At 44.3% G+C, this 22,665-nt stretch carries 20 protein-coding genes and 1 other annotated feature; of the genes, 14 read left to right on the top strand and 6 right to left on the bottom strand.

Annotated elements, in window-relative coordinates:
* The first annotated feature begins 30 nt into the window (after positions 1-30).
* The 8 genes from ACZ42W_RS20840 (at position 31) to ACZ42W_RS20805 (ending at position 9,215) form a co-directional block, all read left to right on the top strand.
* Positions 31-1,218, top strand: a complete 1,188-nt coding sequence (locus ACZ42W_RS20840; protein ID WP_464167174.1) for a CaiB/BaiF CoA transferase family protein — start codon at positions 31-33, stop codon at positions 1,216-1,218.
* An 18-nt stretch (positions 1,219-1,236) separates the two neighbouring features.
* The gene (locus ACZ42W_RS20835) at positions 1,237-2,523 is read left to right on the top strand and encodes an MFS transporter (protein ID WP_464167173.1); all 1,287 of its coding nucleotides are present in this window, start codon (positions 1,237-1,239) and stop codon (positions 2,521-2,523) included.
* 124 nt (positions 2,524-2,647) lie between these two features.
* Positions 2,648-3,016, top strand: coding sequence for a hypothetical protein (locus tag ACZ42W_RS20830; RefSeq protein ID WP_464167172.1), 369 nt, complete (start codon positions 2,648-2,650; stop codon positions 3,014-3,016).
* Positions 3,017-3,048: 32 nt separating this feature from the next.
* The gene (locus ACZ42W_RS20825; RefSeq protein ID WP_464167171.1) at positions 3,049-3,852 is read left to right on the top strand and encodes an alpha/beta fold hydrolase; all 804 of its coding nucleotides are present in this window, start codon (positions 3,049-3,051) and stop codon (positions 3,850-3,852) included.
* Positions 3,853-3,972: 120 nt separating this feature from the next.
* Positions 3,973-5,091: a mandelate racemase/muconate lactonizing enzyme family protein gene (locus tag ACZ42W_RS20820; RefSeq protein WP_464167170.1), complete on the top strand. Its 1,119-nt coding sequence runs from the start codon at positions 3,973-3,975 to the stop codon at positions 5,089-5,091.
* 216 nt (positions 5,092-5,307) lie between these two features.
* Complete coding sequence (locus ACZ42W_RS20815; protein WP_464167169.1) at positions 5,308-6,684, top strand: short-chain fatty acid transporter; 1,377 nt, start codon at positions 5,308-5,310, stop codon at positions 6,682-6,684.
* A gap of 43 nt (positions 6,685-6,727) precedes the next feature.
* The gene (locus ACZ42W_RS20810) at positions 6,728-7,153 is read left to right on the top strand and encodes a hypothetical protein (RefSeq protein WP_464167168.1); all 426 of its coding nucleotides are present in this window, start codon (positions 6,728-6,730) and stop codon (positions 7,151-7,153) included.
* A gap of 183 nt (positions 7,154-7,336) precedes the next feature.
* Positions 7,337-7,609, top strand: a binding site (T-box leader).
* Positions 7,610-7,709: 100 nt separating this feature from the next.
* The gene (locus tag ACZ42W_RS20805) at positions 7,710-9,215 is read left to right on the top strand and encodes a 2-isopropylmalate synthase (RefSeq protein ID WP_464167167.1); all 1,506 of its coding nucleotides are present in this window, start codon (positions 7,710-7,712) and stop codon (positions 9,213-9,215) included.
* Positions 9,216-9,464: 249 nt separating this feature from the next.
* Here the strand turns inward: ACZ42W_RS20805 and ACZ42W_RS20800 are convergent, their stop codons facing one another.
* The 4 genes from ACZ42W_RS20800 to ACZ42W_RS20785 form a co-directional block, all read right to left on the bottom strand.
* Positions 9,465-10,106, bottom strand: a complete 642-nt coding sequence (locus ACZ42W_RS20800; protein ID WP_464167166.1) for a GOLPH3/VPS74 family protein — start codon at positions 10,104-10,106, stop codon at positions 9,465-9,467.
* 79 nt (positions 10,107-10,185) lie between these two features.
* Entirely contained in the window at positions 10,186-10,371 is a 186-nt protein-coding gene (locus ACZ42W_RS20795; RefSeq protein WP_464167165.1) for a type II toxin-antitoxin system antitoxin, read from the bottom strand.
* A 34-nt stretch (positions 10,372-10,405) separates the two neighbouring features.
* Positions 10,406-11,245, bottom strand: a complete 840-nt coding sequence (locus tag ACZ42W_RS20790) for an SPFH domain-containing protein (RefSeq protein ID WP_464167164.1) — start codon at positions 11,243-11,245, stop codon at positions 10,406-10,408.
* 210 nt (positions 11,246-11,455) lie between these two features.
* Positions 11,456-12,715: a zinc-ribbon domain-containing protein gene (locus ACZ42W_RS20785; protein WP_464167163.1), complete on the bottom strand. Its 1,260-nt coding sequence runs from the start codon at positions 12,713-12,715 to the stop codon at positions 11,456-11,458.
* A gap of 236 nt (positions 12,716-12,951) precedes the next feature.
* On the opposite strand from ACZ42W_RS20785, the gene argF reads away from it, so the two are divergent.
* From argF to ACZ42W_RS20755, 6 genes are all read left to right on the top strand, one after another.
* Entirely contained in the window at positions 12,952-13,893 is a 942-nt protein-coding gene (argF, locus tag ACZ42W_RS20780; RefSeq protein WP_464167162.1) for an ornithine carbamoyltransferase, read from the top strand.
* A gap of 186 nt (positions 13,894-14,079) precedes the next feature.
* Positions 14,080-15,285, top strand: a complete 1,206-nt coding sequence (locus ACZ42W_RS20775) for an argininosuccinate synthase (protein WP_464167161.1) — start codon at positions 14,080-14,082, stop codon at positions 15,283-15,285.
* 256 nt (positions 15,286-15,541) lie between these two features.
* On the top strand, positions 15,542-16,927 hold the full coding sequence (gene argH, locus ACZ42W_RS20770; RefSeq protein WP_464167160.1) for an argininosuccinate lyase: 1,386 nt from the start codon (positions 15,542-15,544) through the stop codon (positions 16,925-16,927).
* Positions 16,928-17,264: 337 nt separating this feature from the next.
* Positions 17,265-18,710, top strand: coding sequence for a nicotinate phosphoribosyltransferase (locus tag ACZ42W_RS20765; RefSeq protein ID WP_464167159.1), 1,446 nt, complete (start codon positions 17,265-17,267; stop codon positions 18,708-18,710).
* 57 nt (positions 18,711-18,767) lie between these two features.
* On the top strand, positions 18,768-19,535 hold the full coding sequence (gene nadE, locus ACZ42W_RS20760) for an NAD(+) synthase (protein ID WP_464167158.1): 768 nt from the start codon (positions 18,768-18,770) through the stop codon (positions 19,533-19,535).
* 449 nt (positions 19,536-19,984) lie between these two features.
* The gene (locus ACZ42W_RS20755) at positions 19,985-20,578 is read left to right on the top strand and encodes a 5' nucleotidase, NT5C type (protein ID WP_464167157.1); all 594 of its coding nucleotides are present in this window, start codon (positions 19,985-19,987) and stop codon (positions 20,576-20,578) included.
* Between the two features lie 13 nt (positions 20,579-20,591).
* Here ACZ42W_RS20755 and ACZ42W_RS20750 read toward each other — a convergent pair whose 3' ends face one another.
* Both ACZ42W_RS20750 and murC read right to left on the bottom strand, forming a co-directional pair.
* The gene (locus ACZ42W_RS20750; RefSeq protein WP_464167156.1) at positions 20,592-20,909 is read right to left on the bottom strand and encodes a nitrous oxide-stimulated promoter family protein; all 318 of its coding nucleotides are present in this window, start codon (positions 20,907-20,909) and stop codon (positions 20,592-20,594) included.
* 239 nt (positions 20,910-21,148) lie between these two features.
* Entirely contained in the window at positions 21,149-22,498 is a 1,350-nt protein-coding gene (murC, locus tag ACZ42W_RS20745) for a UDP-N-acetylmuramate--L-alanine ligase (RefSeq protein WP_464167155.1), read from the bottom strand.
* Between the last annotated feature and the right edge of the window lie 167 nt (positions 22,499-22,665).

Below are 22,665 nucleotides of genomic sequence, written 5' to 3'. Positions count from 1 at the left end.
ATAGTTATGACGTAAAGGAGTGAATAGAAAATGAAAAATCCCGGAGCTTTAGAAGGTTTAAAAGTATTGGACATGGGCAGGGTTGTAGCGGGTCCATTTTGTGCATCTCTCTTGGCGGATATGGGAGCTGATGTAATCAAGGTGGAGATGCCCGGTAGGGGTGATGATGCAAGAGACAATATGCCCAAAAAAGAAGGTGAAAGTACTTACTATATGAATTTTAACCGTAGTAAAAAGGGTATTACTCTTGATCTGAAAAGGGGAAAAAAGATCTTTTTCAAAATGGTCAAGGAGGCTGACGTCATCATAGAAAATTTCCGTCCTGGCGTCATGGATAAACTGGGCTTTGGATATGAAGAACTCAAAAAAGTCAACCCTGGAATCATCTACGCGGCCGTCTCTGGCTTTGGTCAAACAGGTCCGTATAAAAATCGAGCGGGCTTTGATCCAGTAGCCCAGGCTATGGGGGGAATGATGGGGGTAACAGGCTGGCCAGATGTTCCGCCCACCCGATGCGGTGCCTCAGTTGCAGATATTTTGGGAGGATTAAACGCAGCTGTGGGAATTTTGGCGGCGTTGCAATATCGAAACAAAACCGGAAGAGGTCAAATGATTGATATTGCGCTGACCGATGTGACCGTTGTAAGTATGGGTACAGTGAATCAGGTTTATCTGACCAATGGAACTGTTCCGCAGCGTCAAGGCAACGGATATGCTGCTGGTGCACCTGGAGGGAGCTATCAGTGTTCCGATGGAGATGTCATCTTCTTGGCACTTGGTGAACCCCTTTGGAAAAAACTCTGCAATGCGATCGGGAGAACCGACTTGCTTGAAATGCCTGAGTTTGTCGATAATGCAACGCGTGAGAAAAACAAAAGGAAGCTCGACGCCATCTTGGAAGAATGGACCAGTGATAAAACGGTTGACGAGGTTGTTAATCTGTTGTTGAACGCGGGACTTCCTGCAGCGCCGGTCTTTACTGTAGAGCAGGTGGTAAAGGATCCTCATATCGGTGGTGTCAGAGAGATGTTTACTGAGATCGATCATCCAAAGGTTGGTAAAGTTAAGATTACAAATCAAGGGATCAAAATGTCCGAGACGAATCCCTATGTACGAAGCTCCTCCCCACTTTTGGGCGAGCATAACATGGAGGTCTACAAAAATTTCGGATTTACGGAGCAGCAGATAAGAGAATTTCAGGAGCATGGACTAATCTAATTAGGGAGTGAATGAACCATGATTGAAAGCGTAAAGACCGAGATACCGGAACAGCGCTCGAAAAACAGTGTTTGGCTGGTATTTACCTTCGTGTTCCTTGGTTGGACTCTTGTAAATTTCAGTAATGTCTTTTCAATGTCTGCCCCTTTTATGATTGAAGAATTGCATTTTCAACTGGGTATGATAGGAGTCATAGCAAGTGTCTATTCCTTAGGAGGTTTCGTCAGTTCTCTTTGGCTTCCGCTTCTTGCGGACAAAAAGGGACGACGCTTAGGCATGTCCTTGTCTATCTTAGCTGCCGCGATATTCAATGGCAGCCTTGGAATGATCAGTAATATCTATCAGGTCTTTGTTTTACGATTCATCGCCGCGCATGGACAAACCTGCCAGTGGGGAATCGGCGCCTCCTACCTCTCAGAAGTGGTTCCTGCCAAAAACCGTGGAGCATTTCTTGGAGCAATGCAAAGCGGTACCCCTGTTGGTACATTCCTCCTCTCTGGCGTATTCGCGCTGGTTTCAGGCTGGGGATGGGGCTGGAGATCATTCACTAACGTGGGTTACATTGGTCTCATTCTGATTATCCCGATCATGCTTTTTCTGAAGGAAAGTCCACAATGGTGTCAATACAGGGAGGATGTCGCCAAAGGTGTTATCGATCCTAATCAGAAAAAGGTGAGCCTTTCCGAGTTATTTAAGGCAAAGTACCGTCGCAATTCTTTAGTTGCAATGTCGCTTCATGTTGTAGGAGCGTTTTGGGCATGGGGTAATATGACCTGGTTTTTGGTTGCCATGCGCACGGATTTCCATATGAATGCGGTTAACATGGGGAAAATGAATATGCTTCTTTGGGGGGTCGCCATTTTAGGATACCCGCTATGTGGAAAGATTTCGGACATCATCGGAAGAAAAAAAGGCATGCTCTTTGCGAGTTCCCTTGTGGTGATTTCCTGTATTATGCTTTACATTGCATCCAAGGGTGCTGCCGCTGTAGCAGGACAGGGAAGTATACTTCTGTATGTTGCAACCATGATGCTAGGTATTGGAATGGGACAGCACTCAGTTTTGATTGCGTATTCTAGCGAAATTTTCCCATCTCACATTCGCGCTACCGGCACTAGTCTGTCTATAGGAATCGGGCGTGCTTCGGCAGTGCTTACAATGCTTCTTCTCGGATTGATTGCGCAAAACACCTCTGCGATGACTGCTGAACTAGTTAGTGCCCTTGGTGGTTGGCTGATGGTTCCCATTGTCTACATCTTTGGAAAAGAAACCGCAAGAAAAAATCTTGAGGATATCATCGACTGATCCACATTATAAAGCTCGGAATTCAAAAGATTGTCAGAAAATGTTAATAAGCTTAAACTTATAACTATTTTCTTTAATATTATAAGAAGCTTATTATAAAAAATCTTAAAAGGGAGGACCTTCTATGTTGGAGAAAATGAAAAAACTTCAGGAATTGATTAATGGGCCAGAGGCGGAAAAGTATCTAGAGTATTACTATGGTAAATTTTTTACAGGAGACATTACCTTAATCGATGGCAAGGAATCCTGTACTCTTTCCTTCCACAGAGGGAAGTGCATATGTGTCGTCGAGGGTATTCCAAACACTGGCGTAGATATCGGCGTGTCCGGCTCCAAGGAGGATTGGGACAAATTCTGCACCCACAAAAGCTTAAGCGTTGCAACAAACAAGGGAAACAGTAACAATCTGACCACTCTTGGAGGCGCAGTAAGATTTAGACAAAACTTCAATGCGGTTGCACAGCTGATCCGCGTTTACGCGGGAATTCGATAAGAGACAATTTATATAGGAAAGGGGAATTAACCATGGCTATTTCTGGATTTTATGTTAAGGTGAATGGCATTAAAATTTACTGTGAAACCAATGACGCCCCGACAGATAAAGGCACAATCATCTGCCTACATACAGCGGGGCGTGAAAACCGTCAGTATCACGATATGATGGAGATTTTTAATGGCAAATACAAAATGATTTCCTTTGACATGCCCGCACATGGAAAGAGCTGGCCGCTTCCGGGCAATAAGGTCATTAACAATTATATCGATTACGGTAAGTTCGTCTGGGACACAATTCAAGTGCTCGGCATCGAAAACCCAATCGTAATCGGCTGCTCCATGGGCGGAAATATTGTTTATCATATGGCGCAAACCTATCCCGTTCGCGCTATCGTTTCCATGCAGGGCTCAGACTATACACCGACCGTCGATGCAAGAATTCTTGAGCTACTTAACCATCCCTATGTAAGCTGTCAGCATTCTCATCTGGAGTTTAGCGAGTGCCTGATTGGTCGCGCGACAAGTCAGGAGCGGAAGGACTTCATCATGTGGGGCGTCATGACGGAAATCGGGGTTACCAAGCAAGGGGATTTGACCCAATACAACGGATTTGACGTAAGGGACAAAATGGATCAGGTTAAATGCCCCACCTTGATTATTCACGGGCTTGATGATCAGATTGCTACGGAGAAGATGGTCTTGGAAACAATGGCTAGAATCACGAACTGCGAAAAGTTGGTCTATAAGCCAATTCCAGAGTACGGTCATTTTATCATTGTTGAAAACCCTGAACTTGTTTGTGAATATATGGATGAATTTATTCAAAGCCTCTAATCCTTATTCAGAAGTATATCAACACCATAACTGTTAGGATAGGCGGTAATGTGAGGGAGATGAATAGAGAGAATCCATTGCCGCCCACAATATTCCTTATGGCAAAGGAGTGTCAAGAATATGATTATTAAAAGTGTAGAAGCCATTCCGGTTAGAATACCACTTAAAAACCCAATTAAATGGGCAACGGGATATGTTCCGGCTATTGAAAATGTCATTGTAAAAATTGAGGGCGAAGACGGAACCTATGGCATCGCTGAAGGTGTTCAAAGGCCGGGTATCTACGGCGAGACTCAGGAATCCATCTATTATGCTATAAAAAATCATTTGGCGCCGCTCCTCATTGGAGAAGATTCCTTCAATCTGGAGCGTATCTGGGAAAAATGCAATGTTCTGGTCTGGAATCTTGCCGCGAAAGGTGCTATTGATATAGCATTGTATGACCTGAATGGGAAAATCCTGAATATACCGATTTATAATCTGTTGGGCGGTTGCTATAGAAAAGAAATTTCGCTTTCATGGACATCATTTGGTACATTTTTTGAGCTGGATGAAATGGTGGATGATGCTAAAAAGAGATATGATCAAGGCTACCGCGCTGTAAAAGTGAAAGCGGGCGTCGATCCCGATAAGGATATCGAGGTCTGTAGGCTAATTCATGAGGCTTGCGGTCCGGAGATGAAAATTAACATTGATCCCAATATGGTTTACAGTCGCGAACAGGCACTGCGTGTCGGGTTGGAACTAACCGGTATTTTAGATAGCTATGAGGAGCCACTACCATCTTGGGACGATGAAGGAAGAAAAGAGCTTGCGCGCAGGCTGACAATTCCTATTCTCAGCGACGAAAGTACCTTCACAGTTCCCGCAATTAACCATCAGCTAAAGCTGGGTGCAATTGGACGTCTTGGTATAAAGCTTCCGCGGACGGGTTACACGCTCTCCAGAAAGGTAATCGCCATGGCTGAGGCGGCAAATATCCCTTGTCAAATTAGCACACAGGCTGAATGTGATCTTGGTTCCGTCGCGTGCGCACATTTAGCAGCTGCGTTTAAGCAAATCAGCCTGCCTTGTGAAATTGCCGTTTATACAGACGATACACTGGATTATGCTGACTCTATGCATATTCTAAAAAAGCCTCCCGTGATCAAACAGGGCATGATGATCGTTCCGGAAGGTCCTGGACTAGGTGTTGAACTCGATTGGGAAAAAATAGACAAATATAGGGTGCAGTTTTAATAAACCTTACTTAATGGATATGGTAATAGCATCAAACGTAAACCCCCTATGATTTATTCTGTTAATGATTGGTTTCATAGCCAAGTGTATTACTCGAGTACGAATTGCGTGTGTTGTATGAAATTTTACTTAGAAATAAAACGGTTTACGTTTGGTATTTTTTATTGCCAATTTGACTTTGACAACCTAGAGATGATGAGAGATAGGTGGATGTCAATGCAAGCAAAAATAAGTCAGGAAGAAAAGCAAGAAGGTTTTATTACTAGAATAATTTCAGCGATCAGCGGAGTTTTTAGTTCTATTATAAAAAAGTACTTGCCAGACCCGTTTTTATTTGCGGTGATATTAACGTTATTTACGGGTATCTTGGGGGTTATTTTACAACATAAAAGTCCTATGGATATGATTGTTTACTGGGGTCAAGGGTTTTGGGGATTGTTGACATTTGCGATGCAAATGGTTCTAATTTTGATAGGCGGTTCGGTTGTGGCTCAAGCTCCTCTGATCCAACGCTTTTTGAACAGGGTTGCCAGCATTCCTAAAACTCCGAAAGCAGCGATAGCGTTAGCTACTTTTGCTACAGGGGTCATGTCTTACCTGAATTGGGGATTTGGTCTTATAGGAGGAACGCTGCTCGCTAAGAAATTGGCCGAGCGCGTCCCGGGTGTTCATTATCCACTGATTATTGCCGCATCCTACACGGGATTTTCGCTTTATGCGTTTGGCATTTCAGCGGCAACTCCCCTGTTAATCGCCACGAGTGGACATTTTCTAGAGAAACAGATGGGGGTTATCCCTATTAGCCGGACGACTTTTCATCCGATGTTGTTACTGATGACGGCCGTCTTGCTTATCACTATGCCCATCGTGAACAGCTTGATAAAACCTCAAGGAACTCTTGTTACATTCAAGCCTGAGCCAGGCGAGAATAGTGCCGAACGAAAGTCGCGAGTTAATTTAACCCCCGCCGAAAGAGCAGAAAACAGTCCGATCTTCATCTTTATTACAGTCACTTTAGGGGTAGCTTTTATGGGACATTATTTCTTGGTGAAAAAAGGAAGCTTTGATATCAATGCGGTTGATTTTATTTTTCTGTTCCTTGCCATGATTCTGCACGGTACAACGCGTAATTTTATCGATGCAGTTCAAGAATCTGTTAAAGGCATCGGTTCGATGGTTATACAGTTTCCGTTTTATGCTGGGATCATGGGAATGATGACAAGCTCCGGCCTTGTGACGACTATGGCTGATTGGTTTGTGGCGATATCTACTCCTCAAACGCTACCCTTTTGGGGGTGGATATCCTCAATGCTCATTAATATCTTTGTTCCTTCTGGTGGTGGTCATTGGGCAGTACAGGGTCCTTTCATGATCGAAGCCGCTAATGCAATGGGAGCTAACTTAGCAACTGTCTCAATGTCCGTTGCTTTGGGTAATGGAGTGCAAGATATAATCCAGCCGATGTGGATCTTACCGGCACTGGCTCTCTCGGGGTTGGGGATACGGGATATTATGGGATACAATGTTATTTCTTTCTTATGGGCATGCTTGGTTGTGGGTTCTGGTATTTTGATATGGGGGTTTATGTTTTAAACGGTTTTGAAGAAGGAATTCAATGATAAGGGGGTAAAAATAAATGGGGAATTCTTCAAAACAAAAATATGTAATGATGGTTTTCAGTAACCCTGCTGCTAATCAGGAGGAAACCTATCTCAAATGGTATGAAGGCCAACATGTTCATGACCTTTTGAAAATCCCGGGTTTTGTGGGAGCTCAATTCTATAAGATAGCAGACAGCCAGCAATCTGAAGCTCCGGATATGCGCTACTTAATGATCTGGGAAATTGAAACAGACGATCTTGCGGCCGTTTTTGATGATGTGAATGCGCGTATGAAGGACGGAAGAACAGTCATGAATGAGGCCTTTGATATGAATTATGTTTCTATATCAATGTTTCCGATTACTAAGTACATAACGTCAGACGAAATTAAAGGTAAGTCAGTCGAAGAAGTGTTGGCTATCTCTACTGAGGAAATTGTCTTCATTCCCTGCTCAGAGTAGGCGCCACGCCATCTGTTAGGAAGAGAGAATCTTGATAATAGTTATACAGTACTGGAGAAACGAGTTGGACCCGCTTGGGGTTAAGCGGGTGGCTATGTCCAAGACGGATAAACGTTGAAAGCATCATCATAAGATCAGCTACTTGACAGAAATCGGTAAATATGAAAGAATATCTAAAATGTTAAAATAACGATGATAGGGACTACATGTTCCTGGGACCATTTCAGAGAACTGTCGTCTGGTGCAAGACAGTAATGGTTGGGAATAGAACTCTCCCTTGAGTTGCTGGCCGAACTTGATTTGAGAGTAGGCTTTAGACGGAGCTTCCACCGTTAAAAGGAAGAGGATATCGGAGGATAAGTGCCATTATGGTGGCGCTTAGCTCCAGTATCTTTAAGGGACGGCTTGAACAGCCGTAAATTGAGTGGTACCGCGAATTAACCTTTCGTCTCAGATTGAGATGAAAGGTTTTTTATTTTTATAGGAGGTGGTTGAGGTGGAGTCTGACCTTAGTGACCTTATGAGATCGAACGAAGAAAAAGAAGGGGGAATTCTTATGCGCAAGTTATATGTATTTGATACCACTCTCCGAGATGGAGAACAATCGTTAGGAATCACCTTAAATGTTAATGAAAAACTAGAGATTGCAAAAAAACTCGTTGACTTAGGAGTAGATATCATTGAAGCAGGTTTCCCAGCATCCTCACCGGGAGATATGGAGTCTGTACGTACAATTGCCCGAGAAATAAAAGGGGTAACGATTTGTGGACTTACCCGAGCTGATGAAAAAGATATTGATTTGTGTGCCGAGTCTTTACGTGGTGCAGAATTTCCTAGAATTCATACGGGGATAGGAATTTCTCCAGTGCATATGGAGAAAAAGCTAAATCTTTCGCCGGAAATGATAGTGGAGCGGGCTGTTGCTGCGGTCAAGCATGCTAAAAAATATGTGAGCGATGTAGAGTTTTATGCAGAGGATGCCTTCCGAGGTGATCCGGCTTTCCTTGTACGTGTATTGGAACAGGTTATTAAAGCAGGGGCGACGGTGGTAAATATTCCAGATACGGTAGGCTATGCTAGTCCTTGGGAATACGGAAGTCTAATCTCATATGTCATTGATAATACAAAGAACATTGATAAGGCTATCGTCAGTGTTCACTGTCATAACGACCTTGGCATGGCCACCGCAAATGCGTTAGCTGGCATTAAAGCCGGAGCTTCGCAAGTTGAAGGAACTATCAACGGAATTGGTGAGCGGGCCGGCAATACTTCTCTAGAAGAAGTAATTATGGCAATTTATACCCAACGTAAGAGCTACGGAGTGGAAAGCCGGATTAAGACTAAGGAAATCTCAGCGACTAGTCGGCTCGTTTCTAGGATTACTGGTGTAGCTATACCTGATCACAAAGCTATCGTCGGAGCAAATGCGTTTATGCATGCTTCAGGTATTCATCAGGATGGTGTCTTAAAAGATAGAGAAACGTATGAAATCATTCAACCAGAGACCATTGGCGTTCCACAAAATCTTATTACCCTGAGTGCTCGATCAGGTAGACATGCTCTTCAGTACCGCCTAGAGGAATTGGGGTATAAGGTTGAGGGGGGAGAATTAGAAAGTGTTTACCAGAAGTTCCTAGCGTTAGCTGATCAAAAAAAGGAAATATTTGACCAAGATCTTTATGCTTTGATGGGAGACTCCATGAGTCTAAACAATAGAATCGTATTAAAAAACTTTTCTATCTCAGCAAATGGTGTGGAGATGGCAATGGCTACAGTTTCTTTGGAGATTGATGGGGAGATTTATACCGATGCAGCTTGTACTAAAGGCCCAATCGATGCTCTTTTCCAAGCCGTTAACCGGCTTACCCGAAGTGAGGCTACCCTTGAAGACTATACTTTAAAATCCGTAACTCGTGGAAGCGAAGCTCTTGGTGATGCAACTGTCAAACTCAGAAATATTGACGGAAGCCTAACGGTCGGTAAAGGAATTAGTACTGACATCTTAGAAGCCAGTGTAAAAGCTTATATTGATGCTCTTAGTAAAAAAAGCTTTTCTTCATAGGGATCGTCAGGAGTCAGAACCGCCATCTGTATGATGGATTTCAGTGTCGTCCTTGCAACGGGCGGTTTTAAGAAATCTTTGAACGTTTGGAACATAATAAGAAATGACGTGCAAAATGTTGCCATTCTGCACGTCATTTTGAAAAAATGTAAGGGAGCAGAGGAACCGTCGAACCATCCCTGCATCCTTGAAGAAACGTAAGGAAACAGAGGAAGTGTCCTCATGCCTTCCTAATACAGAAGAGATGTGTTAAAAACTACTAACACCGGCATTGGCGGTTTGAGCTTGAATGACCTTCTTGACGGCTTCAGCTAGGATATCCTCCCTTGCGATTTCCTTGGCCTTTTTTCGTGCTTCCTTTCGCTCATCCTTATCGAAGAGTGGGCCTATTAAACTACAAGCCTGAATTAACCCTATTAGTTTCGCGGTACGAGGGTGTGGTATTTCTCCTCGTAGGAGCGCTTTTTGTAGACGGTCTAGAATATCCTTCTTCGCTCGGATATCTCGGAGAGGATAACGAGTCGTATGGAAGAACACGAGAAATTCGTGCTCCTCCTCGCGTAGAAAGGCTTTATCCACAAGCTCCTCGAGGAGTTCCTTGCGAAGGTGTTTCATGGTGCTTCGAAGTTTACTTACCCAATAATGTGGGGGGTGGAGGCGCTTACTGGAATCTATTTGCTTTAGGGCAGCATCTAGGCGAGGATTTCTTGTAGAACGTCGATCAATGACTTCCAGGGTTTTCTTATTTACCTTAATCCGCTTCAGAAACTCTAACTCCATAAGGAGTGCACCTGTGATGCCAGATTCAATCCCTGTGGAAACAGTGAGGTATAGGGTTCCTTTTTCTTCTTTCAAGGATAGGAGGAGTATCTCTTCCATAAGGCTTAGCAATTTTATCCCCTCCAAACAGTATAAAGGTTTTAGTGAGCGAACCTCTTGATAATTTTTGCTCGATAAGCAAAGCAATGCCTTAATCCGAATTCTCATCCTCGTCAGGTGCTTCTTGTACCTTACTCAGACGCCCGGACTTTCGGGTAGCTTCGCGAAGTAGAAACTCAATATGCGCGTTGACACTCCGAAATTCGTCAGACGCCCATCTTTCGAGAGCGGCGTAGAGGGAAGGGTCAAGGCGTAGTGCAAATTGCTTTTTAGCCATATTAATTCAACACCTGTCAGAGTATTAACTTTGCTTAGTAAAGGGATCCTGTGTTGATAACAGGTTGGGCGGAACGATCTGAGACAATGGCAACAAGCAGATTGTTGATCATTGCAGCTTTGCGTTCTTCATCCAGTTGGACAACTTTATCCTTTTCAAGACGTTCAATCGCCAATTGGACCATACCCATTGCCCCTTCCACAATAATCTGACGAGCAGCCAGAATGGCGTTAGCTTGTTGGCGCTGAAGCATGGCACCTGCTATTTCGGTAGAGTAGGCGAGGTGTGTTAAACGGGCTTCCGTGACTTCGACTCCTGCGAGGGTAAGGCGTTGCTGAAGTTCTTGAGCGAGTTCACCTGCTACTTCTTCCGAATTTCCACGGAGTGAGTATCCACCGTTCTCGTAGACATCATAGGGATAGCGACTGGCTACATGGCGAAGGGCAGTTTCGCTTTGAATCTCTACAAACTGCTCATATTTATCGACATCAAAGATTGCCTTGGCGGTATCCACGACACGGAAAACAATGACGGCAGCGATTTCAACCGGATTACCGTCGGTGTCATTGACTTTTAAGGTTTTACTATTAAAGTTTCGTACCCGCAAAGAAACGGACTTGCGAAAGGATAAGGGAAGGGTGAACCATAGCCCGGGCTCACGGAGTGTGCCAATGTAGCTTCCAAAAAAGGTGATTGCGTAGGCTTTGTTCGGTTGAACTACTTGAATTCCGGTAATCAATAACACGCCGAGAACCAGGAGCCAGATTCCACTTAAGTTTGTCTGAATGAGAAGTGCTGTACCCCCGACAAATAACGCTAAAATCAGAATCATTGCTAGATAGCCATTGAGCGCCCAAGCCTTTTTTTCTTTCATTTTAAAAAGCCTCCCTTGTAATTGATGAACACTTCTGGTGATTTAAAGATAATAGACAAGATGTAATCATATCGATAGCATAATGATATCACTTTTGTAATTAAATGTAAACAGAAAATAGCCCCCATTTATATTTGGGGGCTATTTTCTCACAGGCTATGTCTATAGTGTCTTTAGTTATGAAACGAGATTTTTCTAGAGGCTTTTTCTCTACAGCTTAGTTCCGCATTGGGAACAATAACTTGCACCCGGGCGAACACTCTTCCCGCAGGTGGGACAATAGTTGACTTGAGAATCTTCTTGGGGAGTTACATGAGGAGTGTATAGAGGAGAAGAAACTTGTAAGGGCTCGGGATTAGGCTTCGGGGATGAAGGTTCTTGATAAGGTTTATAAGAAGGCTCTTTAGAATGCTCCTGTGAATAATCTTCATTATGCTCCCGAGGATCAACTTCATGAGTCCGAGGTTCTTGAGTTGAAACTCCTAGTGGAGCTATAGCCATGGTGTTGTCTGGAGTAAGCTGCTCATAGGCAGTGGTACTAGGTTGAGGATTCTCTTCCTCCTCGTGTGTGAGTACCCAGATAATGGGGAGAATTGCTGTGAAGGGGCTGACGAGGAGGGCAAGGATGAAACCGATATCTGAGGCACTACGATCAATGAGGGAAAGGACGATTTGGATGCCGATAGCAGTAAGAAAATAACCCCAAAAGGACCCTAAGTGCCGACGATAGAAGTTCCAGCTCTCCCGGAAGGATTTACTAAACGAAAACTCTCGGTGATTTAACATATAGAAGGCGGAGGTTGAAAGCCAGGGGGCAAGGAAGATAGCGACGGCACAAAGTAAAAGAGCGAATATCACTGCGAATACTGGAACTGCATAGGTGATATCGCGAAGGGCTACCGCAATAATCACTCCTAATCCGACGAGAAGGCCCCCAAGTAAGGTAAGAAGACCATACCAACCTAACACACGAGAGCAGCCTTTGAAGCGGAAGTCCTTGAATTTAGCGTGGCCAGTATAGGCCTTTTTGGTGAGATGGAACAGTCCAGTCATAAAGGCAGACGCTAAAAGCCAACTAAGAACAATCACTGCAAGGAAACTGAGGATAAGTGTCGGGGCGAAGGAAAGAAATGGAGCGATTCCATTCATAAAGGCTTGAGGCCCTGGGGTAAAGTTACTACCTGGAGGGGTTGGAGGATTGGGATTAGGATAAGCGCCGGAAAATGGAGGAGTAGGCACTCCCGGAGAACCTGGTGCCCCTGGAATTACTGGCAGGCCTGGAACGCCAGGCAACCCCGAGAACTCTGGACTGAACATACCGGCTTGAACTAATGAAACAATCATAGGAAGGAGAGATAAAAAGATTAAAACAACTCCTAAGATTGATAGTATAAAATACCAGGCATATAGAGGGAGGGCCATTCTTTTAAAAGCTTGAAAAGCTTTTTTCATGCGATCAGACCAACTCATGATTTATTCCGCCTTTCTGTTAGTTGCCTTTATTATTGCATGTCCCAAGCGGATTTTGAATAGATAGTTCACAATAATGTGTACGCTAATTTTGCTTTAAGCTTATGTTACGAGGTTCCTTGTTATACTCTTGAAAAAGGGATGGAAGAATTTACGAGGAGATGGGAAAAACCTATTGTATTATTATACATTGATTAGTATAATAATACATATCAGAAAAGAGAGGGGAGATCAGGATGGCAGTACTTGATAAAGAAGGATTTCAAGGACGGGACTTTATCTGCCTTCAGCATTTTACTCCAGAGGAAATCAAGCATATGTTAAGGGTTGCTAAAGAATTAAAGGAAGAAACTAAAGCGGGTGTTCCCCATCCCATTCTTCAGGGCAAGAACTTAGCCATGATTTTCACGAAGTCTTCAACGAGGACTCGTGTTGCGTTTGAGGCAGGAATGCTTCAATTGGGTGGGCATGCTTTATTTTTAAGTAATCGGGATATTCAAATTGGTCGTGGGGAACCTATAAAGGATACAGCACGGGTTCTTTCACGGATGGTTGATGGAATTATGATTCGCACACATGATCACCAAGACGTTTTGGAACTTGCAAAGTATTCGGAAGTGCCTGTGATAAATGGGTTAAGTGATCTGTTGCATCCAACTCAAGTTTTGGCTGATTTGCTGACGATACAGGAGCATAAAAAGCAGCTTGAAGGTTTGAAATTAACCTATATTGGAGATGGGAACAATATGGCTCATTCCCTGATGTTTGCTGGGAAAATGGGAATGCAGGTCGTGATTTCTTCGCCAGCTAGCTATAAGCCGAACTCGGAAATTGTTGCTCTGGCTCAAGCCGATGCAGTAAAGGGTGGAGGAAGTGTAGAGTGGGTGGAAGATCCTCTTGAAGCGGCTAAGGGAGCGGATGTTCTCTACACAGATGTCTGGGCAAGCATGGGACAGGAAGAAGAAGCAGCGATTCGGATGAAGGACTTTATAGGATATCGCATCGACGCTGATACCTTAAAGCAAGCGAAGTCTGAGACGATTGTCATGCATTGTTTGCCCGCTCACCGCGGGGAGGAAATCACGGAGGAGGTCCTAGAAGGACCGCAGTCCGTAGTTTTCGATGAGGCAGAAAATCGCCTTCATGCACATAAGGCAATTATGGCGTTGCTAATCTAAAGCTAAGCACCCTCGGACGCAAGTGAGGCCTTCATAGGAATGCTCCGCCTTTGAGGCTCAAATGTGCGAAAACCTACCTTCCCAGGAGGAATTTCCCGATTTATAAAGAATTATAGTACCGTAAGATGATGTAGTCTTTATTGACTTAAGTCAGTTTTCACTCACTTTAGAAAGGAAGATATCCCAATGAAAAAGGTTGTCCTCGCGTATTCAGGGGGTTTAGATACCTCAATCATTATCCCATGGTTGAAAGAGAACTATGGTTACGAAGTTATTGCCATGGCTGCGGATCTCGGTCAAGGAGAAGAACTTGATCCCTTGAATGAAAAAGCAATTAAAAGTGGAGCAAGTAAACTATATATCGAGAATTTACAAGAGGAGTTCGTGACTGACTTTATCTTCCCGACCTTAAAAGCGGGAGCAGTCTATGAAGGAAAATATCTTTTAGGGACCTCCTTCGCTCGTCCATTAATTGCGCGTCGGATGGTGGAAATTGCTGAGCAAGAAGGGGCTGTCGCTGTTGCTCATGGTGCAACCGGTAAGGGCAATGATCAAGTTCGTTTTGAGCTTAGCGTTAAAGCCTTGAACCCCGATCTCGAGATTATCGCTCCCTGGCGTATATGGGATATCAAATCGCGTGAAGATGCAATTGATTATGCGGTCGCTAGAGGAATTCCGGTTCCAGTCACAAAAGATCGTCCGTATAGCATGGATCGCAACCTTTGGCATCTAAGCCATGAAGGTGGAGATCTTGAGGATCCCTGGAATGAACCCAAGAAGGATCTCTATCTTCTTGGAGTTTCCCCAGAAGACGCTCCAGACGAACCCGCTTATATCGAGCTGGAATTTGAACAAGGAACTCCCGTGGCTTTAAATGGGGAAAAGCTCGGACCAGTCAAACTCCTCGAAGCTCTGAATGCCGTGGGTGGAGAGCATGGAATTGGGATCGTCGATATGGTCGAGAATCGGTTAGTGGGAATGAAGTCCCGCGGAGTCTATGAGACTCCAGGGGGAACGATTCTTTATACGGCTCATCAAGCCTTAGAACACCTCACACTGGACCGCTTAACCTTGCATTATAAGGAACAAATCGCCTTAAAATATGCTGAACTTGTTTATGATGGAGTTTGGTATTCTCCCTTACGCGAGGCCCTTGACGCCTTTGTGAACGTGACTCAGCAGAATGTTACGGGAACCGTTCGCTTAAAACTGTATAAAGGAAATTGCAGCTTAGCGGGAACCAAGTCGCCTTACTCCCTCTATAGTGAAGAATTTGCGACCTTTGGACGAGATGGAGTCTATAACCAGAAGGATGCTGAAGGGTTCATCAACCTGTTCGGTCTACCTCTCAAAGTTAGAGCATTGATGGAGAAAAAATCAGGTTTGAGATAATAGAAGGATAAAGAGAAAGCGCCGCAGGGCGCTTTTCTCGCATGTCTCCAGCCTGTTAAATGAGGATTCTTTAGGTAAACTGCTCAAGCATTTGAACAAATCTCATCAGCAGAGTAAAATAAGGCATGAAACACGGTTTTTTATTTAAACCTTCAGTGTAAGTAGCGAAATAATAGGGAGAGACCCCTTTTGTGGTTCCCTACATTAAAGCAAAAATTGAATCTACATACGGGAAAGAAGAAAGGATGCATAATAGATGAAACTTTGGGGTGGCCGTTTTGAGAAATCGACAGATGCTCTCGTCGAGGATTTCCATTCCTCGATTTCCTTTGATCAGCGTTTGTACAAGCAGGATATACAAGGAAGCATTGCTCATGCTCGAATGTTAGGCGAGATTGGTGTGCTGTCTCCAGCAGAAGCTGAGCAAATCATGGGAGGACTCGGTGAGATTTTAATCGATATTCAGGCTGGGAAGATCGAATTTGAAGTAGGGGCAGAAGATATTCACATGAATATCGAAAAGCTTCTTACAGAGCGGGTCGGCACAGTGGGGAAAAAAGTTCATACTGGTCGAAGTCGGAATGACCAAGTTGCTCTTGATCTTCGTCTCTTTTTACGTGGTGAGATTGATCATACGAAAGATTTACTCGTGCCCTTGCTGCGTACCATTTTGAAGCTGGCAAAAGAGCACCAAGAAACCTGGATGCCTGGCTATACCCACCTGCAAAAAGCTCAACCCATTACCTTTGCTCATCACATGATGGCCTACTCTCAGATGTTTCTGAGGGATTTAGACCGCTTGAAGGATACGCGTAAACGTCTCAACCGCTCTCCGCTAGGTTCTGGAGCGCTCGCAGGCACTACTTTTCCGTTAAATCGTGAGAAGGTCGCTGAGGAACTCGGATTTGATGGAGTGACTTGGAACTCTATCGATGGAGTGAGCGATCGGGATTTCGCTCTGGAATTCCTTAGTGCAGCAGCCATCTTGATGATGCACCTAAGTCGGCTTTGCGAGGAATTGGTTCTTTGGTCTACTGGAGAGTTCCAATTTGTTACAATGGATGATGGGTACTCCACGGGATCGAGCATTATGCCGCAGAAGAAAAACCCGGATGTCGCAGAGTTGGTACGCGGTAAAACAGGACGGGTCTATGGGGATCTCATGGCACTCTTAACCGTGATGAAAGGACTTCCTCTCGCGTATAATAAGGACATGCAAGAGGATAAAGAGCAGGTCTTCGATGCGGTGGATACCATTCAGAAGTCTCTACTTGTCGTCGAACCTATGCTCAGAACCATGAAAGTCAATCCAGGTGCGATGGCGGAGGGAGCCAAAGGAGGCTTCACGAATGCTACAGATCTAGCTGATTATTTGGCGAAAAAGTCTGTGCCGTTCCGGGAAGCTCATGAGATTGTCGGTCATCTCGTCCTCTTTTGTTCGAAACGAGGATGCGGTCTCGAGGATCTGACTTTGAAGGAATTTCAGGAATTTTCCTCTGTCTTCGAAGAAGATCTCTTTGAGAGCATCGGAATCGAATATTGTGTCCGTCATCGGAATATTACCGGGGGACCGGCACCGGAAAGTGTAGGACAAGCGATTCATTTAACAGAAAAAGCTCTCGAAGAAGTGATCTGGGGATAAGTCTAAACTGAAGCTCCTTTTTTCGACAATAGAGGAATTTTACCCCTACCGGGTAGTACTTAATTAAGGAAATCTTTGCTAAATCATAGGTACAAGCCCTATTGTACACAAAAATGATAAATAGCCTGTGTATAGTGTGGATAACTTTGTGGATAACTACAGAATAAGTCTTAAAAAGACGGGGATAACCGGGGATAGATTAATCAAATCTGGGGATAAAGCTGTGAGAAGTAAGAATTATATACAAGAGTCGCCGAAAATTCGACAAGAATTAGAAAAAGAATTCGACGAAAAATTCGACAGAGGGGAATTTAAGTTTTGAAAGGAGGAGATCAGTATGCACGATATCGCTTTGTTAACCGATTTATATCAATTGACCATGATGCAGGGGTACCTCCGCAACCGTTATGAGGAGAAAGAGGCTGTCTTCGATTTATATTTCCGCATCATACCGAATGAAGGTGGCTATGCTATCGCAGCCGGGTTAGAACAAGTCGTGGATTATATCGAGAGTCTTCAATTTTCGGCCGAAGATCTCGAATACCTAAAAAGTCTCGGGCTATTTGATGAGGAATTCTTAGCTGCACTCAAAGACTTCCGTTTCAATGGAGATATCGACGCAGTCCCGGAGGGAACTGTGGTTTTTCCTTATGAACCGTTAGTTCGTGTGAAGGCAAGGATCTTTGAGGCACAACTGATTGAAACGGCTCTTCTTAATCTCGTTAATTTCGAGACCTTAATCGCAACGAAAGCCTCACGTATTGTCGCCTCTACAGGTGGCGGAAATGTGATGGAATTTGGTCTGCGTCGAGCACAGGGACCCGATGCAGGGATTTTAGGCTCCCGTGCTGCCTTCATCGGAGGGTGCAAATCGACATCGAATGTACTTGCAGGGAAGCGATTTGGGATTCCTGTCTCTGGAACACAGGCCCATAGCTGGATTCAATGCTTTCCAAGCGAATTAGAAGCTTTTCGAGCGTATGCTCGAACGTTCCCCGACCAGTGTTTACTTCTTGTCGATACCTACAATGTCCTCAAATCCGGGGTCCCCAACGCAATTAAAGTCGGACTTGAGCTAGAAGCTGAGGGACATCGTTTTCTCGGAATTCGGATCGATAGTGGCGATTTATCCTATCTCTCTCGGGAAGCACGAACGATGTTAGATGCTGCTGGATTAAAACATGCTCAGATTGTAGGCTCTAATGACTTAGATGAACATACGATATCCGCGATTCGCACCCAAGGGGCTTCGATTGATTCCTGGGGAGTCGGGACGAATTTGATTACGTCAAAGGATACACCTGCCTTAGGTGGGGTTTACAAATTGTCCGCTGAAGGGATGGATGGGGTTTTTGAACCACGCCTCAAAGTCTCAGAGAATATCGCGAAGATAACGAACCCTGGAATTAAGAAGATTGTCCGCTTTTATGACCCACAGGGGAAAGCGATGGCCGATTTAATTGCTTTAGATGAGGAACAATTTAAGGAGCCGTTAACGATATTTGACCCGATTCAGACGTGGAAACGCAAAACGCTTACGAACTTTAAGACCCGCGAACTACTTGTGCCTGTTTTTCGAAGTGGGAAACGGGTTTATGAGCTTCCAGAGCTCAAGGATATCCAGACTTATGCGCAGAAAGAATGTGATACCTTGTGGGATGAAGTGAAACGTTTAGTGAATCCTCACCGCTATATTGTGGATTTGTCTCCGAAACTCTACGGACTCAGGCAAGATTTGCTTCATAAGATAAGTGAACAAGTTCAGGAAGTCACCAAAAAGTAATGAAAAAGCAAGCTCTGCCGTAAAGGTGGGCTACCAATAAGGGGGTTGTTGAAAAAAATGTGGACTAAAGAGGAACTGGAACAGCGAATTAATCTCGCAGTAGAGTGGCTGCAGGAACGAGTAAAATCTGCCCGGTCTCAAGGGCTCGTCGTCGGAGTGTCAGGTGGAGTGGATTCAGCAGTCGTCGCGGGGCTATGTAAACGAGCTTTCCCGGAACATTCAGTGGGGGTTATTATGCCTTCAAACTCTAATCCAGTGGATCGTGAGGATGCGCTGCTCATCGCGAAGACCTTGTCGCTAAAAGTGGTTGAAGTTGATTTGACGGAACCTCATCAGGAAATTCTGAAATCTGTAAAAGATGCACTTCACACGCAAGGATATTCTTTGGAAGAGCGATTAAGTCAAGGGAATCTAAAAGCGCGACTGCGTATGTCAACGTTATATACGGTTGCGAATGCTCTCAATTATCTTGTTGTTGGAACGGATAATGCTCCAGAGAGTTACACGGGATACTTTACGAAATATGGAGATGGGGGAGTCGATGTTCTCCCGATTACGTCTCTCACCAAATCGGAAGTGCGTGCTTGGGCAGCTCAATTAGGACTACCTGAATCGATTGTGAATCGTGTTCCTACAGCGGGATTATGGCCGGGGCAGACGGATGAACAGGAAATGGGAATTACCTATGATTTGATCGATCGGTATCTTATTGGAGAAGAGATTCCAGAGGATATCGTTGCAAAAATTGAAAAGATGCATCGTCAGAGTGAGCATAAACGGCAGCTTCCTCCAGGGCTTGAACTTCCAAAGCTTAAGAAGTTGTAAAAACCTAAAAGAAGGGGTCGTGTAGCTTCTCGCACATCCGTTCACTTAGCGCTCCAGGGCTTACTCACTCGCTTCCGGGGGAGCACCTTCAGCGGATGAGTATCATTTTCTGGAATGCCGCCTCGGGCGAAAATGTCCACTGGACACTTTCGTTGCCAAACCCTTTTGCTTACTGCATGTGAACCAGGTGGCGCCGCTATCCCCCCTGAAGCTTGTTCGCCTTAACGCACCTCCACGCAAATCGTTCACTCCTGTGCGAGAAGCTACGCTTTCAGGTCTCTTTTAGTTATACTTATAAGCTTTTTAGTAGTAAAATAGCGAGGGGCGGTTGCCCCTCGCTATTTTGGAGAATTTATTGTCTGGTCGAGAATATAATGAGTAAGGTACGGAAACCTTATTTTACGTATAGACTAATCATTAGATGAGATGTAAGGAGAGGGAGAGAGATATTGCGTATCGGAGTAGACATTGACGGTGTGGTATCAGATAGTTATCCCGCCTGGTTAGGTGAGCTGAATCAGTATTTCGGTAAGAATATAACAGTCCTCAAAGATTATGAGATGCATCTTGTATTTGATGTCCCTTGTGATGATATGAATAATTTCTTCGTCCAGAATGTCGAGCGATTGTTTGATATACCTCACCCTATGAAAGGTGCAAAGAAGGGAATCGAGAGCTTGCTTCAAGATGGGCATGAGGTGATTTATGTTACGGCCCGCTCTCAGGAAGAAGAGGAGTTTACCTTGCGTTGGATGGAGAAAAGTAGTATCCCTTATGAGCAGGTTCTGTTTTCCGGCCATAAAAGTAAGGTGGACTTTGTAAAGGAGTGGAACCTCGAGCTCTTCATTGAAGACTATATGGGTAATGCTAAAGCAATTTCAGAGCATGGAATACCGGTGCTTTTACTTGATGCCAGCTATAATCAAGGAAAACTACCTCAGGGAGTTATCCGGTGTCAGAATTGGCCAGAGATCTTAACTGAGATACAGAAAATCTCGGAATTGCTAAGACCACAGGCTTGCTCGGCAGGAAATCGTAGGTAGTCTAGCTATTACCTTATTTCTTTTTCCTTCTATCAATGAGGTGTTGAAAGGCCATAAGGGGATGATAGAGAAGCATTTGGGGGCCAGAGTAACGCATTACCCCCTGAATTTTCTCCCTCATCTCTTTTTTATAACAGTGTACCGGACAATCCCCGCACACTGTCTTCTTTTTACCAAATTTACACTGCTCCACGCGTTTGTGAGCATACGTAAGTAATTCTTGGCAGTCTGGGCAAAGCGCCTGTGAGGGCTTATGTTGTTGTTTACAGTATAACTTAATCATAACTTCAACGGTTGCCTTTTCACGGTCGACTCGAGGGGATTTGGGCATCCTAAAACACCTCATCTCGAAAAGCTTATTAGTTGTATGTAGTAAAAAAGCGGATTAAATATATTACCTATCTAATGTGTTAAGTTTATCATAATCTACTATACAATCGTTGATTTGCATCACATTCAAGTGCATTTAAAAGAAGCCCTTCAAGAAAGCTTGAACAGAGTTCAGTTCAGTTTCTCTTGGAGGGCTTCTCAATTATTAATTCTTTGCGGACTAAATTAAGTAGAATTCATTTAGCAGACTAATCCCTGTCCGACTTTGTAGATATCTCCAGCACCTAAGGTTAAGACCAGATCCTCAGGGGCTAGGGTTTGAGCGAGATAGGTTTTGATTTCGTCGAGGGTATGGATATAGTGAACATTTATTCCTTGCTTCTGAATAAGGTCGGCGAGAGAAGCGGAGGAGATCGTATTCAGATCCTTTTCACGAGCTGAAGCGAAAATCTCAGCAATCACGACTTCATCTGCTGATTGGAAGGCCTGAGAGAATTCCTCGAGTAGCTTTTCTGTACGGCTAAAGGTATGTGGTTGGAATACAGCCCTTATTCGGCGGTTAGGGTAGGAGAGTCTTGCACCTTCTAAGGTAGAACGAATTTCTGTAGGGTGATGTGCATAGTCATCCACGATGAGTGCGCCACCATTGACTCCAATGTGCTCGAAGCGACGTTTGGTTCCATTGAATTGACCTAGAGCTTCTAATACTTTTTCGGCGGGTACTCCAATCTCCAAGGAAAGTGCGATACTCGCAAGAGCATTAAGAATGTTATGCTTTCCACTCACATGGAGATGAAGATCTCCAATGTAATTTCCATGGACAAGGATTTTCATAGAGCTACCTTCATCATGGAATTGGATGTCTGTGGCACGAATATCTGCTTCTTCACTTAAACCGAAGGTAACAAAAGGAGCATTGCTTTGGATGAATTTCCGGTTGGGGTCCTCAGCCCAGATGAAGATTTTACCGTTGGGAGGAATTTTTTGCGCTAATTCTGTAAAGGCAAAAATAACATCTTCGAGATCTTTGAAATAATCCGGGTGATCAAACTCGATATTTGTGATGATGAGGTATTCAGGGGAGTAGTTCAAGAAGTGCCGACGATATTCGCAGGATTCAGCGAGAAAGAAATCGCCATTTCCCGAATAAGCATTTCCCCCAATACTAGGTACGTCGCTCCCGCAGACTATGGTCGGGTCAACTCCGGATTGGAGGAGGGTCAGGCCGATCATCGCCGTTGTGGTCGTCTTACCATGAGTCCCAGAGACAGCAATTCCCCGTTTCTTTGACATTAGTCTGCCTAGATACTGAGGATAGGATAAGACCGGAATATTTAACTCCCGTGCGCGGGCGATTTCAGCATGGTCTTCAGAGTAAGCTGCAGAGGCAACGATTAAGTCTGCCTTCTCTACATTATCAGCAGAAAAGTTAAGGACTGGAATATTGGCTCGTTCAAGAACAGCATCGGTAAAGAACCGTTCTGAAACATCAGACCCTGTAATTATCGCACCTTCTACCTGAGAACTGACTTGTGCCAAAGCACTCATTCCAGTTCCTTTAACTCCCACAAAATGAATATGTAATGGCAAGATGCATCTTCCCTTTCAGTTTCGAACTCTACATTCCATTATACCCAATATGAACGCAAAAGGTATCATTTTATACACGGAAATTTTTAGTGCAATTTACCGTGTTAATGGTAAATCAAGGACGCCCTTCAGAAATGAAAAGCAACCGTTCGGGTGAAATTTCAGGC

The sequence above is a fragment of the Desulfitobacterium elongatum genome (genome assembly GCF_055378975.1).
The sequence above is the reverse complement of the archived record's forward strand: the minus strand, read 5'-3'. Positions and strand labels throughout refer to the sequence as shown.